Origin of the sequence: Cellulosimicrobium sp. E-16 (genome assembly GCF_049913115.1) — a bacterium.
GTDB lineage: Bacteria > Actinomycetota > Actinomycetes > Actinomycetales > Cellulomonadaceae > Cellulosimicrobium.
The window spans coordinates 803,818-816,754 of sequence record NZ_CP183974.1; the positions used below are offsets into that span (position 1 = coordinate 803,818).

The 12,937-nt window shown below is 74.4% G+C and carries 14 protein-coding genes; 5 read left to right on the forward strand and 9 right to left on the reverse strand.

Features of this window, described 5'->3' with window-relative positions; all coding sequences use genetic code 11:
* The 4 genes from ACN9MS_RS03575 to ACN9MS_RS03590 all read right to left on the reverse strand — a co-directional run bounded on the left by ACN9MS_RS03575 (position 1) and on the right by ACN9MS_RS03590 (position 3,731).
* Complete coding sequence (locus ACN9MS_RS03575; protein ID WP_426310756.1) at positions 1 to 1,002, reverse strand: 1-phosphofructokinase family hexose kinase; 1,002 nt, start codon at positions 1,000 to 1,002, stop codon at positions 1 to 3.
* Positions 999 to 1,865 (reverse strand): glycerophosphodiester phosphodiesterase, encoded by an 867-nt coding sequence (locus tag ACN9MS_RS03580; RefSeq protein WP_426310757.1) that lies wholly within the window; start codon positions 1,863 to 1,865, stop codon positions 999 to 1,001. Before ACN9MS_RS03580 ends, ACN9MS_RS03575 begins: the two co-directional genes overlap by 4 nt.
* A 91-nt stretch (positions 1,866 to 1,956) precedes the next feature.
* Entirely contained in the window at positions 1,957 to 2,550 is a 594-nt protein-coding gene (locus tag ACN9MS_RS03585) for a TIGR03086 family metal-binding protein (protein WP_426310758.1), read from the reverse strand.
* Between the two features lie 122 nt (positions 2,551 to 2,672).
* The gene (locus ACN9MS_RS03590) at positions 2,673 to 3,731 is read right to left on the reverse strand and encodes a 2,3-butanediol dehydrogenase (protein ID WP_426310759.1); all 1,059 of its coding nucleotides are present in this window, start codon (positions 3,729 to 3,731) and stop codon (positions 2,673 to 2,675) included.
* 324 nt (positions 3,732 to 4,055) lie between these two features.
* Between ACN9MS_RS03590 and ACN9MS_RS03595 the strand changes: the two genes are divergently transcribed.
* Entirely contained in the window at positions 4,056 to 5,201 is a 1,146-nt protein-coding gene (locus ACN9MS_RS03595; RefSeq protein ID WP_426310760.1) for a VanZ family protein, read from the forward strand.
* On the opposite strand, the gene ACN9MS_RS03600 is transcribed toward ACN9MS_RS03595, so the two are convergent.
* Positions 5,188 to 5,370, reverse strand: coding sequence for a hypothetical protein (locus tag ACN9MS_RS03600; protein WP_253055251.1), 183 nt, complete (start codon positions 5,368 to 5,370; stop codon positions 5,188 to 5,190). The genes ACN9MS_RS03595 and ACN9MS_RS03600 overlap by 14 nt on opposite strands.
* Positions 5,371 to 5,580: 210 nt before the next feature.
* Between ACN9MS_RS03600 and ACN9MS_RS03605 the strand changes: the two genes are divergently transcribed.
* Both ACN9MS_RS03605 and ACN9MS_RS03610 read left to right on the forward strand, forming a co-directional pair.
* A complete protein-coding gene (locus ACN9MS_RS03605) occupies positions 5,581 to 7,194 on the forward strand; it encodes a class I SAM-dependent methyltransferase (protein WP_426310761.1) in 1,614 nt (537 codons plus the stop codon).
* Positions 7,195 to 7,258: 64 nt separating this feature from the next.
* Positions 7,259 to 7,855 carry an ASCH domain-containing protein gene (locus ACN9MS_RS03610; RefSeq protein ID WP_426310762.1) on the forward strand — a complete coding sequence of 199 codons (597 nt, stop codon included), beginning with the start codon at positions 7,259 to 7,261 and terminating at the stop codon, positions 7,853 to 7,855.
* Between the two features lie 65 nt (positions 7,856 to 7,920).
* On the opposite strand, the gene ACN9MS_RS03615 is transcribed toward ACN9MS_RS03610, so the two are convergent.
* Positions 7,921 to 8,523, reverse strand: coding sequence for a pyridoxamine 5'-phosphate oxidase family protein (locus tag ACN9MS_RS03615; protein ID WP_426310763.1), 603 nt, complete (start codon positions 8,521 to 8,523; stop codon positions 7,921 to 7,923).
* A gap of 48 nt (positions 8,524 to 8,571) precedes the next feature.
* On the opposite strand from ACN9MS_RS03615, the gene ACN9MS_RS03620 reads away from it, so the two are divergent.
* The gene (locus tag ACN9MS_RS03620) at positions 8,572 to 9,183 is read left to right on the forward strand and encodes a DinB family protein (RefSeq protein WP_426310764.1); all 612 of its coding nucleotides are present in this window, start codon (positions 8,572 to 8,574) and stop codon (positions 9,181 to 9,183) included.
* 96 nt (positions 9,184 to 9,279) lie between these two features.
* Here ACN9MS_RS03620 and rlmC read toward each other — a convergent pair whose 3' ends face one another.
* A complete protein-coding gene (gene rlmC / locus ACN9MS_RS03625) occupies positions 9,280 to 10,404 on the reverse strand; it encodes a 23S rRNA (uracil(747)-C(5))-methyltransferase RlmC (protein ID WP_426310765.1) in 1,125 nt (374 codons plus the stop codon).
* Positions 10,405 to 10,603: 199 nt separating this feature from the next.
* Here rlmC and ACN9MS_RS03630 point away from each other — a divergent pair, with 199 nt between their 5' ends.
* Positions 10,604 to 12,253, forward strand: coding sequence for a glycoside hydrolase family 64 protein (locus tag ACN9MS_RS03630; protein ID WP_426310766.1), 1,650 nt, complete (start codon positions 10,604 to 10,606; stop codon positions 12,251 to 12,253).
* Between the two features lie 83 nt (positions 12,254 to 12,336).
* Here the strand turns inward: ACN9MS_RS03630 and ACN9MS_RS03635 are convergent, their stop codons facing one another.
* Together ACN9MS_RS03635 and ACN9MS_RS03640 are read right to left on the reverse strand one after the other, a co-directional pair.
* Positions 12,337 to 12,624 carry a DUF4287 domain-containing protein gene (locus ACN9MS_RS03635; protein ID WP_313661704.1) on the reverse strand — a complete coding sequence of 96 codons (288 nt, stop codon included), beginning with the start codon at positions 12,622 to 12,624 and terminating at the stop codon, positions 12,337 to 12,339.
* A 73-nt stretch (positions 12,625 to 12,697) separates the two neighbouring features.
* Positions 12,698 to 12,937 carry a three-helix bundle dimerization domain-containing protein gene (locus tag ACN9MS_RS03640; RefSeq protein WP_313661705.1) on the reverse strand — a complete coding sequence of 80 codons (240 nt, stop codon included), beginning with the start codon at positions 12,935 to 12,937 and terminating at the stop codon, positions 12,698 to 12,700.

Consider the following 12,937-nt stretch of genomic DNA (forward strand, 5'->3'; position numbering starts at 1 on the left):
TCAGGCAGGCGCCTCGCGCACCGTGATGCGGCGCGCGAGGCGTTCGATCTGGTCGCGGCGCCCGGTCCCGAGACCGCGCCGCGTGACGTTGAGCGCGCCCGCCGCGGCGCCGAGGCGCACCGCGCCGGGCAGGTCGAGGCCGCGACCGAGCCCGACGGCGATGCCCGCCGTCATGGAGTCGCCCGCGCCCCGGTGGTCGACGGTCGTGATGCGCGGCGTCCGCACGGTGTACGTGTGCTCGCGCGTCACGAGCAGCGAGGGGTCGTGCGCGCGCGAGACGACGACCGCGCGCGGACCGGCGTCGACCATCGCGCGCGCGGCGGCGAGCAGCGCCGCCTCGGTGTCGTCGTCGGCGAACCCGCCCTCGACCATCTCCTCGTGGCTGATCTTGAGCACCGCGCCGGGTGCGTCCGCGACGGCGCGCGCCTGCTCCCCGGAGAGGTCGGCGACCACCTGACGCTCCGACGCGTGCAGGTCGCGCGCGAGCCGCCCGAAGAACGAGGCCGGGACCCCGACCGCGGTCTCCGACCCGGTGAGGATCGTCACCGCGGCGTCGAGCCCGGACACGAGGACCGTCCCGTACAGGTCGTCGACCTCGTGCCGGTTCAGCGGGAAGGGGTCCATGGTCGCGACCTCCTCCCGGTGACCGCTGCGCCGGTCGTGGACGTACGCGCCGTTCCCGCCGGTCGTCGTCGCGCGCAGGTCGAGGTTCTCGGCGCGCGCGAGGTGCGCCGCGACCGTCCCCGTCTCGCCGCCGAACGGGCCGCACACGACGACCTGCGCGCCGAGCGAGTACGCCATGCGCGCGAGCCAGAGGCCCTGGCCGCCGGGATGGACGTGCACCTCGGGCGACGTCTCGTACGGACCGGCCGGCTCGATCTCCACCGTGAGCAGGGGCGTCAGGGCGAGCACGCACACGCTGGGGGTGCGGGCGGGAACGGGGTCGGGCGGGCCGGGAGGGGTGGGGAGCGGACCGGGCGCGGGCGTCGGGGTGGCGCTCATCCGTCCACGCTAGGGCGACCGTGCGCGCCCCACCCGTCGAACCGGGCGTCGAGCCAGCCGACGAGCCGGTCGGGACGATCGGTCATGATCGCGTCGACGCCCTGGGTGAGGAGGTCGCCCCACTCGTCGGCCGTGTTCGCCGTCCAGACGTGCACGCGCAGCCCGGCGCCGTGGAGCGTCTCGACCAGGCCGGGCTCGTGGGCGAGGAGCGCGACCTCCGGGTTGCAGGCCACGACCCCCAGGTCCGCGCACACCTCGACGAGCTCGGCGAGGCTGTCCGGGTGCAGCGCGAGCAGCAGCGCACGGTCGAGGTGGCCCGCGGCGTCGCGCAGCGCCGAGACCGTGGGAGGCCAGAACGACTGGACGAGGACGCGGTCGTCGAGCCCGGCGTCGTCGACCTGCTGGGTCACGAGCAGGACGTCCTCGACCGTCCACAGGCCCTTGAGCTCGACGAGCAGCCCGATGCCCGGGCGTGCGACGGCGAAGCGCGTGACCTCCGCGAACGTCGGGACGCGCTGGCCCGCGAACGCGCGCGAGAACGACGACCCGGCGTCGAGCTCCCGGACATGGGACAGCGTGAGCCCGTCCACGCGGCCGGTCCCGTCCGTCGTCTCGTCGACCACGTCGTCGTGCAGGACGACCACCTGGCGGTCCGCCGTGAGGTGCACGTCGAGCTCGATCGCGTCGGCACGCGCGCGCCACGCGGCCTCGAACGCCGCGAGCGTGTTCTGCGGCGCCACGGACGAGTTGCCCCGGTGCCCGACGACGAGGGGCCGCCCGCCGCGGTCGGCGGCGGGTCGGAGCAGGGGGGACGGATGCGTCGTGCGCTGGTCCGGGGAGCGACCCGGAGAGGTGGGCGGCATGGGGCCAGTCTGGCGCGCGACCCGCGCAGCCGTCCTGCCGGGCCCGCCGCCCGGCAGACCGTTCCGCGAACGTTCACCCGGCGTGCGACCGTCAGCGGCGACGGCCCGTGAGCGCGAGGAGGTGCGTGAGGTCGTCGGCGCCGTCGTCGACGTCGAGCGGGCCCCGGAACAGCGGGCCCGGCTCGAGGAACGTCGAGCGCGACTCCGCGTAGTGCAGCGCCCAGGCAACCAGCGCGGGCTCGCCCGTCTCGTCCGCCCCGACGGCGCGGGCGAGGTCCCACGCGTGCACCACGAGGTCGAACGTCATCTGGGCGCAGTACTCCGCGCCCGACTCGTCGCCGTAGGACAGGTGCACGCGGCGGTCCAGCGCGTCGGGTGCGAGGAACGCCTCGCGGGCCTGGACGGACGCGTCGACCCACCGGTCCACCGGGTCGTCGCCGAGCACGTCGCCCTCGAAGACGGTGCCGACGTCCTCGATCCAGCGCCCGGCGAGCAGCTCGGGCGCCCAGAGCTGCTCGGCCGTGAGGTGGTTGACGAGGTCGCGCACGGTCCAGTCGGCGTCCGGGGTGGGCCGCGCCCACTGGTCGTCCCGCAGCGGGCGGACGAGCGCGTCGAACGCGCCGATCGCGTCGCCGTGGGCGGCGAGGACGTCCATGCGCACCTCCGGGGCCTCGTGAGCCTCCACCGTGGCACGCTGCGCCGCGCGCCGCAGGTCGAGCGCGGGCGGGCGAGCGGTCCGGTCGATCAGCCCGGCCGAGCAGCGCGGCCCGCGGCCCCCGGGGACGGTGGGGGCCGCGGGCCGCCGTCTCACACCGACACGACGATCTTCACGTGGTCGTCCTTGTGGTCGATGAGCTCGCGGTACCCCTTCTCCACGACGTCCTCGACGGCGATGTGGCCCGTGACGAACGGGGCGAGGTCGATCTTGCCCTCCTGCACGAGCCGGATCACGGCCGGGTGGTCGTCCGCGTACCCGATGGCGCCCTTGATGGTGAGCTCCCGCAGGAGCACCGTCATGACGTCGAGGGTCGGCGGCGCGGAGAACAGCGCGACGATCTGGAGCGTCCCGCCCGCCTTGAGCGCGTGCGTCAGCGTGTCGAGCACCGGCTGCGCGCCGGAGCACTCGATCGCGACGTCCGCGCCGCGGCCGTCGGTGAGCTCGAGGACGCGCGCCGCGACGTCGACCTCGCGCGGGTCGAGCACGTCGTCGGCCACCCCGGTCTCGAGCGCCTTGGCCTTGCGCGCCCCGCTGACCTCGGTGACGACCGCGCGCGCCCCGATCGCGTGCAGCACCGCGCACGTGAGCAGGCCGATCGGGCCCGCGCCGCCGACGAGGACGGTGTCGCCCGCCTGCGCCCCCGACAGCCGGACGCCGTGGTAGGCGACGGCCAGCGGCTCGATGAGCGCCGCCTGGTCCAGCGGGACGTCGCCCACCGGGTGCACCCACCGCGCCTCGACGACGATGTGCTCCGCCAGCCCGCCGCCGCGGCCCGAGATGCCGATGAAGCCCATCTTCACGCACGCGTTGTAGAGGCCGTCCCGGCACGGCGGGCACTCGCCGCACACCATGAACGGCTCGACGACGACCGCGTCCCCGACCGCGAGCCCCTCGACGCCCTCGCCGAGCTCCTCGACGACCCCGGAGAACTCGTGGCCGAACACGACGGGCAGCGTCTCGCCCGACAGCGGGTGCGGCTGGGTCTCGGACGGCGCGGGCGGGAACGGGCCCTCGAGATAGAGATGGAGGTCGGATCCGCAGATCCCCGTCCACGCCGGGCGGATCTTCACGGTCCCCGGCCTGGTCTCGGGCTCCGGGACGTCCTCGATCCGGAGGTCTTCCTTGCCGTGGTACCGCGCCGCCTTCATCGTCCTCACCTCGTCCGTCGGGCCGCGCGGACCGCTCGGTGCGCGGCGGGCGGTCCCCGGACCGGTCCTCGGTGAGCCCTCGGCGGGCCGTGACGGGCCGTGCGACCGACCGCACCTCCACGGTAGGTCGGGGCCTCGCCTCCACGCCGCGCCGAAGGTCCTCACCTGCGGGGTCGGTCGTCGTCGGCGCTCGCCCGGGAGCCCGGGAGCCCGGGAGCGAGGTGCCGGAGCGTGGTCCGGGGGAGCCGCCGCGATACTGGAGCGCGTGACCACGACCCGTATCCGCGCACGCCGACCCGTCCCCGAGCCTCGCGGGGAGCGCGCGTGATCGACCGGTGGACGTGGCCGGCGTACGTCGGCGTGATCGGCGGCGCGCTGCTCTTCGCGGCGTTCCTCGTGCCCGCGCTCGCGTGGCAGTCGCGCCGGTACGGCGGGCTGAGCGGCCGGCGTCTGGTCGGTGCCGCGGCCGTCGCCGTGTACGGGGTGGCCCTCGTCGCGTACACGCTCCTGCCGCTGCCGAGCGGAGACCTCGCCGAGTGGTGCGCGCAGTACGGCGTCACCGGCGCCGAGCTCGTGCCGTTCCACTCGCTCGCCGACATCCGTCGCGACACCGCGGGCCTCGGCCCGGGCGCGACCCTGCGCAGCGCGGCCGTGCTCCAGGTCGTCTTCAACGTCGTCCTGTTCGTCCCGTGGGGCCTGCTGGTCCGCCGCTACCTCGGGCGTGGCGTCGTCGTCACGACGCTCTCCGGCCTGGCCGCGTCGCTGCTGATCGAGACCACGCAGTACACCGGCATCTTCGGGCTCATCCCGTGCTCGTACCGGGTCGCCGACGTGGACGACGTGCTGACCAACACGCTCGGCGCGCTCCTCGGGGCGCTCGCGGCCCCGCTCCTGCTGCGGTGGATGCCGCGCGCCGCTGAGCTCGAGGAGCGTCGGGGCGAGGCGCGTCCCGTGACGGTGTTGCGCCGCTGGCTGGGGATGCTGCTCGACGCGCTGCTCGTCACCGCACTGGGGGTCGTGCTCCAGGTGGGCTACCGCACGGTGCTCTCCGTGCTCGGGCGGCCCCTCCCCGACGGCGCGGACTGGCCGCAGTGGCTGCTCGGCACGCTGGTCCCGTTCGTGCTCGTGTTCGTCGTGCCGACGTTCCTCGGCAGCGGCGCGTCCTGGGGGCAGCGGACGGTGTGGCTCGCGCCGCGCTGGGCGGGCCAGCCCGGTACGACGGCGCAGCGCGTCGCCCGCGCGGCGGCAGGGGGCGCGCTGTGGGGAGCGCTGGGCCTGCTCGCCGACCTGCCGACGGACGTCCCGACGGCGCTCGCGGTCGCGGGCGACGTGGCCGCGCCGGTCGCGTGGCTGTTCGCCGCGATGTCGGTCGTCGCGGTCCCGTGGACGCGCGGCCGGCGGGGGCTCTCCGGGGTGGTGACCGGCGCGGAGGTCGTCGACGCCCGGGAAGCGGCGCTCAGTCCTGCGTGAGGAGTCCGACGGTCAGGGCGATCGCGCCCCAGATCACGAGGCCCCCGCCGACGGCGATGGCCATCCCGTTCGCTCCCGTGGAACCGGCCCGGCGCGCGCCGCGGGCGGCCGTCGCGGCGATCGCGAGGCCGGACACGACGAGCACAGCCCCTGCCACGATCCAGAACATCGCGAACACCGTCCCATACGTCCCCTGTGCGGCGCATCGTGGACGGACGTCCAGGACAGCCCGATCGGGGAGCGCTCGCCCACGTGCGCCCCGGCGACCTGCGGGTTCTCGGACCGACGGGCTTCACGGAGAGCGAACACACCGGCGGCGGCGTGTGCCGAGCGGTGAGACGGCTTGCGCCGGGGCGCGGTCACCCCGCACGGTGTGCGGGTGCACCCGACCCCCGACGGCCCGCCCGTCCACCGCGTCCTGTTCCCGGGCCGTCACCACGTCGTCACGCGCTACCAGGTCGACTACCTGCGGGCCCTGCGTGCCGGCCTCGTCCGCGACCTCGACGGGCGTCGCGTGCGCTGCGCCCCGGACGTCGAGGTCGTCTGGGTCGTCACCTCCGCGAACCACGCGGGCACGCGCCGCAACCCGCTGCCGGGGCACCGCCGCGAGGCGCTCGTCGAGAACGTGACGACCCGGGAGGGGCTCCGGTCCGTCGTCGTGCCGGTGCCCGACGTCGCGCCCGACGACCGGTTCGCGCACCTCGTCGTGACGAGCGTCGCGACGGCGACCGGGATCGTCCCCGACCCCGCCGACACCGTCGTCGCGTGCTCGACCCCCGCGCTCGTGGACGCCTACCGCGCGCTCGGGTACCGCGTCGCGGGCGTGGAGCTCGACGCCGCCGACCCCGGTGGTGAGGCGCCCGCCCGGCCGTGGGACGTCGTCGAGCAGATCGCCGCGGGCGACGAGCGCTGGCGGGACGTCGCGCACCCCGCCGTGCCCGAGTTCTACGCGCGCTACCGGTTCGTCGAGGACGTGCGGCGGATCTTCGCGGACCCCGTCGTCTCGGGGGACGGCGACCTCACCGCGACGCGCGACTACCGCACGTACGCCGCCGCGTTCGAGGACGCGTCGGCGCGCAAGTGGGCGCAGGTGGCGCCGCACGTGCGCCCCGGCCGGATCGTCGACATCGGCTGCGCGACGGGCGGCCTGCTCGAGCACGTCGCGCGCGAGCCGCGCCTGCACGAGTCGGACCTTTTCGGGGTCGACGTCGCGCGACACCTCGTCGCCGAGGCCGAGCACAAGAAGGCGCAGGGCGCGTTCGCGAACCCGCACGTCTGGTTCGTGCAGGCCAACATCCTCGACCGCTCCGTGATGCCCGACGCGACCGTCGACACGACCCTGACGATCGCCCTCACGCACGAGGTCTCGTCGTACGGGGCGGGCGTGCGCGACGTCGAGACCTTCGCGCGTCGCGTCCACGCGCACACGCGACCCGGAGGCGTGTGGATCAACTCGGACGTGTGCGGCCCTGCCGAGCCGGACCGCGTCGTCGTGCTCACGCTGCGGACCGACGACGGCGCCGCGGCCACCGGGGACGGGTCGGGCGGGGCGCGCACGGACCTCGACGACCTCGCGCGCGCGGACGTCGCCGCGTGGGTCGGGGCGCTGTCCACCGACGCGCGCCTGGTCCAGTTCGCGCACGACTTCCCGCGCCTGTCCGGCGCCGCGTTCGCGCCCGAACGGCTCGGGCCTGGGTCGTGGCGCCTCACGCTGCGCGAGGCGATGGAGTTCCTCACCCGCAAGGACTACGTCGACAACTGGCTGTCCGAGTGCCATGAGCGGTTCTGCGACCTCAGCGGCCCGCGGTGGGCGGACCTGCTCGCGGACGCCGGCTTCGAGCTCGAGCCGGGCAGCGGCGCGTGGCGCAACGAGTGGGTCGTCGAGCACGCCCTCGCGCCCGTCGCCGCGCTGCACGACGCCGCGACCGGCGAGCCCGTCGACTGGCCCGACACCCACGTCCTCACCGTCGCCCGCCGCCCCGAGCTCGCCTGACCCCTGCCCCCACCCAGAGTCCGACCTCGGGAGATCGGGGTGGCGTCGTCGTACGCTCGGAGGCGTGCTCCTCGACGCCCGCACGCTGCGCGGCCTCCAGGACGGGACGGTGACCCTCGCGTTCCGCCGCTGGACGACGCCGCGCGTGAAGGTCGGGACGCTCCAGCGCACGCGGATCGGGGTCGTCGAGGTGACGTCGGTCGAGCGCGTACCGGTCGGCCCGGACGGCGCGCCCCGCGTGTCCGACGACGAGGCGCGGCTCGCCGGGATGGCCTCGCCCGAGCGGGTGCTCGCGCGGGGCGCCGCGCGCGAGGGCGACCTCTACCGCGTGGGGATCCGGCTCGCGGGGCCCGACCCGCGCGTCGCGCTGCGCGAGGACGCCGACCTGGACGGGGCCGCCGTCGAGCAGATCCGCGCGGCCCTGGATCGCAAGGACCGCGCCGCCGCAGCGCCGTGGACCCGGCAGTACCTGGAGCTGGTCGCGGCGAACGAGGGCGTTGTCGCGCGCGAGCTCGCCGCGGGGCTGGGGATGGCGCGTGATGACTTCAAGGTGCGCGTGCGCCGTCTCAAGGAGCTGGGCCTCACCGAGAGCCTGGACGTCGGCTACCGCCTCTCCCCGCGCGGCCGGGCCTACCTCGCCGCGACGGCGCCCGGGACCTGACGCACCCGAAGCGGTTCAGGGCCAGCCCGCACGAAGGCGCGACGACGCGCTGACAGGTCGAGCCGTCAGCGAGAGGTCGCGCTCGACCGGGACGGCGTGCTGACAGGTTCGGCGGGCTCGCCGATCGCCGGGAGGCCGTCGATGCTCGTGGAGTTCTTGGTGACCCGGTAGGCGTCGAGCTGCTCCGGCGTCTTGCGGTCGGCCCAGCGGTCGAGCAGGTCGCGGTCCTCGACGAGCTCGAGGTGCGGGACGGAGAAGCCGCACGAGTCGGAGACACGCGTGACGTCCACGACGACGACGCCGCGCTGCCCGGCGGTCTCCGCCTTGGTGAAGTGCCCGCGCAGCGCGTCGAACTCCGCGCTCCCGGCCTCGACGTACCGGCCGGTGCCGTGGAACCGGACGATGTTGGGCGGCCCGGCGAACGCGCAGAACATCACGACGACGCGGCCGTTCTCCCGCAGGTGCGCGGGAGCCTCCGCGCCCGACCCGGTGTAGTCGAGGTAGGCGACGCGGTGCGGGTCGAGCACGGCGAACGTGCCCGCCATGCCCTTGGGCGAGACGTTGACGTGGCCGTCCGCCGCGAGCGGCGCGGTACCGACGAAGAACACGGGCTGAGCGAGGACGAACGACGCCAGCCGGTCGGTGATCTCTGCGTGCACGGTGCCCATGGGCCGAGTCTGGCACCGCCGTGGGAGGGCGGGAGTAGCGTCCGAGGGATGGGCGCCACGACGAACGACCACGACCCCAAGGCGACGCTCCAGCGATACCTGACCCGCGAGCGCGAGGTGTTGCTGGCCAGGGTGGAGGGGCTGGGCGAGCACGACGTGCGGCGTCCGCTCACCCGCACGGGCACCAACCTGCTCGGTCTCGTGAAGCACGTCGCGAGCGTGCAGGTCGGGTACCTGCACGAGACGTTCGGCGGCACGCACGACCTCGCGATGCCCTGGTTCGACGACGGCGCGGAGGTCAACGCGGACATGTGGGCGACGGCGGACGAGTCGCGCGAGGAGGTTCTCGACTTCTTCCGGGCGTCGACGGCGCTGTGCGACGCGACGGTCGCGGCGCTCGATCTCGACGCGCGCGGAGAGGTGCCCTGGTGGCCGCCGGAGCGGCGGGAGATCACGCTGTTCCTCGCGCTCGTCCACGTGCTCGACGAGGTGGCGCACCACGCCGGTCACGCCGACATCGTCCGCGAGCTCGTCGACGGCGCGGCAGGGGACGACCGCGGCAACCTGCCCGCGCTCGACGACGACGAGTGGGCCGCCCACCGCGAGCGGCTGGAGACCTCCGCCGTCGAGGCCGCACGGCGCGCGGGCGAGCGCCCCTGACCGCGAGATCGACCCGCCCGCCGCCAGATCGGCCTCCGGAGGGTCGATCTCGGACGCTCGGGTCGATCTCGGAGCGGGCGCCGCGCCGACGCCGTGTCAGGCGCGCTCGAGCAGGACCGCGACCTCGTAGTGCGACGTCTGCGGGAACATGTCGAGCACCCGGGCGGCGCGCGGGCGCAGCGACGGCATGAGCGCGAGGTCGCGCGCGAGCGACGTCGCGTTGCAGCTCGAGTAGACGACGTGCCCGACGCCGGACTCCTCGAGCCACGTGCTGAGCGTCTCCCCGATCCCGCGTCGTGGCGGGTTGACGACCACGAGGTCGGGCACGTCCTGCCGTGACAGCGCGAACGCGGTGGCGTCCTGCGCGAGGAACGCCGCGCGGTCGAGGCGCGCGTCCCGCGCGGTGAGCCGAGCGCTCGCCACCGCCTCGGCGCTCGTCTCGACGCCGACGACGTCCCGGTCGGGTCCGGCGACGTGCAGCGCGAACCCGCCCACGCCGCAGTAGAGGTCCCAGACCGTGGCGGGCGCGGCGTCGTCCACCCACTCCCGCCCCTGGCGGTAGAGCGCCGCGGCGACGTCGGTGTTGGTCTGGAAGAAGCTCTGCGGGCGCAGGTGCAGGTCGATCCCGTTGACGCGCATGCGCAGCGTCTCGGCCTCCGTGAGGAGGATCTCCGTCTCGCCCTCGACCACGGCCTTGTGCTCGGGGTGCAGGTTCGCGGAGACGACGCGGAGCGACGGCAGCGCGTCGAGCAGGCTCGGCAGGTGCTTGCGGATCCGGGGGAGCGACTCCGTGGACCGGAGGACGAACCGCGCCATGAGGTCGCCGTCGGGGGAGAGCGTGACCAGCACGTACTTGAGCTCGCCGCGGCGGGCGAGCACGTCGTAGGGGACGAGCCGCGCGCGCGTCACGAACTCCGCGAACGCCGGGAACGACGCCTGGAGCGCGGCCGGGTAGAGCGGGCAGTCGGTGAGGTCGACGCCGCCGCCCTCGCCGAGGATGCCGAGCACCGGGGCGTCCGTCGTGCCCGTGACGACCATCTTCGCCTTGTTGCGGAAGGCCGACTCCGCCGACTCGACCGTGGGCAGCCAGGTCAGGTCGGGCGCGAGCGGCGCGAGGAGGTCGGCGCAGTGCTCCTGCTTGCCGGCGAGCTGCGCCGGGTACGCCAGCTCGAGGAGGCTGCACGACCGGCACCGGCCGGCGTCGTAGTGGTGGCACTGCACTCGTTCGAGTCTAGGTGCCAGGCGAGCACGGGTGCGGTGGGCCGGCGCGCCGACGTCGTGGGAGCGCTCCCTGGCGTCCGTGGCCTCCGTCCGCTACGGTCGTGGCAGCGCTCCCACACCGGTGTGGGACGGCGCTGTCGCCGGGCCGGTCCGGCGAGTGCGGTGACGACGAAGTAACCGAACAAGGAGCAGATCCGGCATGAATCTCGACAGGCGGAGAAGAAGCAGACGAGCGTGGGCCGCGCTGTGCGCGGCGGTCCTCGCGGTGAGCGGGGCGGTCGTCGGTACGGCGGCCCCCGCGAGCGCGGTCCCGGCGACCATCCCGCTCACGATCACCAACGACTCGGGCAAGGGGCCGATCTACCTGTACGTCCTCGGCGAGCGTGACGGCGTCGCCGGCTGGGCCGACGCGGGCGGGACGTTCCACCCGTGGCCCGGCGGGGTCGGGCCCGTGCCCGTCCCGGCACCCGACGCGTCGATCGCGGGACCCGGCCCCGGCCAGTCCGCGACGATCCAGCTCCCGAAGCTGTCCGGGCGCGTCTACTACTCGTACGGCCAGAAGATGACGTTCCAGATCGTGCTGGACGGACGGCTCGTCCAGCCGGCTGTCCAGAACGACTCCGACCCCAACCGGAACATCCTCTTCAACTGGACCGAGTACACGCTCAACGACAACGGTCTGTGGATCAACAGCACGCAGGTGGACCACTGGTCCGCGCCGTACCAGGTGGGTGTCAAGCGCGCCGACGGGCAGGTCCTCAGCACGGGCATGCTCAAGCCGAACGGCTACGAGGCGTTCTACACGGCCCTCGAGAGCGCGGGGTGGGGCGGGCTCGTGCAGCGCGCCCCCGACGGGAGCCGCCTGCGCGCGCTCAACCCGTCGCACGGGATCGACGTCGGCAAGGTCTCCTCGGCGTCGATCGACTCGTACGTCGCCGAGGTGTGGAACTCCTACCGCACGCGTGACATGGTGATCACGCCGTTCTCGCACGAGCCCGGCACGCAGTTCCGCGGTCGGGTCGACGGCGACTGGTTCCGGTTCAGGAACGGGTCCGGGCAGGAGGTCGCGGCCTTCAAGAAGCCCGACGCGTCGAGCGTCTACGGGTGCCACAAGGACCTCCAGGCGCCGAACGACCACGTCGTCGGGCCCATCGCCCGCACGCTGTGCGCCGCGCTCGTCCGCACCACGGCGCTGACCAACCCGAACCAGCCCGACGCGAGCAACGCCGGCTTCTACCAGGACGCCCGGACCAACGTCTACGCCAAGCTCGCGCACCAGCAGATGGCGAACGGCAAGGCGTACGCGTTCGCGTTCGACGACGTCGGCGCGCACGAGTCGCTCGTCCACGACGGCAACCCGCAGGCCGCGTACATCAAGCTCGACCCGTTCACGGGCACCGCGACGCCCCTCGGCGACAGCGGAGGCGGCACCGAGCAGCCGAACCCCGGTGGCGGGCTGCCGACCGGCACCGGGACGATCCGCGCCGGCGCCGCGCTGTGCCTCGACGTGCCGTGGGCCGACCCGACCGACACCAACCAGGTCCAGCTCGCGACGTGCAGCGGCAATGCGGCGCAGCAGTGGACGCGCGGGTCCGACGGGACCGTGCGGGCGCTGGGCAAGTGCCTCGACGTCGCCCGCAGCGGGACCGCGGACGGCACCGTCGTCTGGATCTACACGTGCAACGGGACGGGCGCCCAGAAGTGGGTGTACGACGCCGGCACCCAGGCGCTGCGCAACCCGCAGTCCGGCAAGTGCCTCGACGCCCAGGGCGGCGCGCCGCTCCACGACGGCCAGAAGGTCCAGCTCTGGACCTGCAACCAGACCGAGGCCCAGCGCTGGTCGTTCTGACGCCGCCCGGTCCCTCCTGGAAGCACGCCCGGTGCCCGACGCCGTCCGCTCGCGGGACGTCGTCGGGCACCGGTGTGCGCGGGTCAGGCGGGCTTGGTCGCCTTGCCGTCCAGCCACAGGGTGTCGGACTCGTCGCGGTGCGTACCGTCGGACCCGACGTGCTTCGAGGAGATCTGCGGGCCCTTGGTGATGACGTGCACGATCGCCATGCCGTGGCCTCGGCCGAGCCCGTAGTCGGCCTGGAGCCACTCGAGGATCGGCGTGGCCTTCGTGGACTCGTCGAAGCCGCGCTCGTGCGCGAGGTCCACGAGCTGGCGCGGGGTGAGGCCGGTCTTCTCCTCGACCGCGTCGAGATAGGCCTGGAAGGACATGCGAGCTCCTCGTCGTCGGGGGCGGGCCGCTCGACCCGCCGGTGAACCTACCGACGGTCGCCCACACGCCGACTCATCGGTCGGGCGGCAGCGACCTCCGTACGGGCCGGGGCGGTCGGCTGCCCGACCGGAGCACGTCCGTCACCGCGTTCTCCACGAGCACCGGCACGAAGTCGCGGACGTGCGCGGTCTGGTACCGCCCGAGCTCCGCGAGCACCTGGTCGCGCACGTCGTCCACCGGCACCTCCGGGAAGCGTGCGCTGATCCGCTCGACCACGACGTCGATCTCGCGGTCCTCGTCCTCGATCGCCAT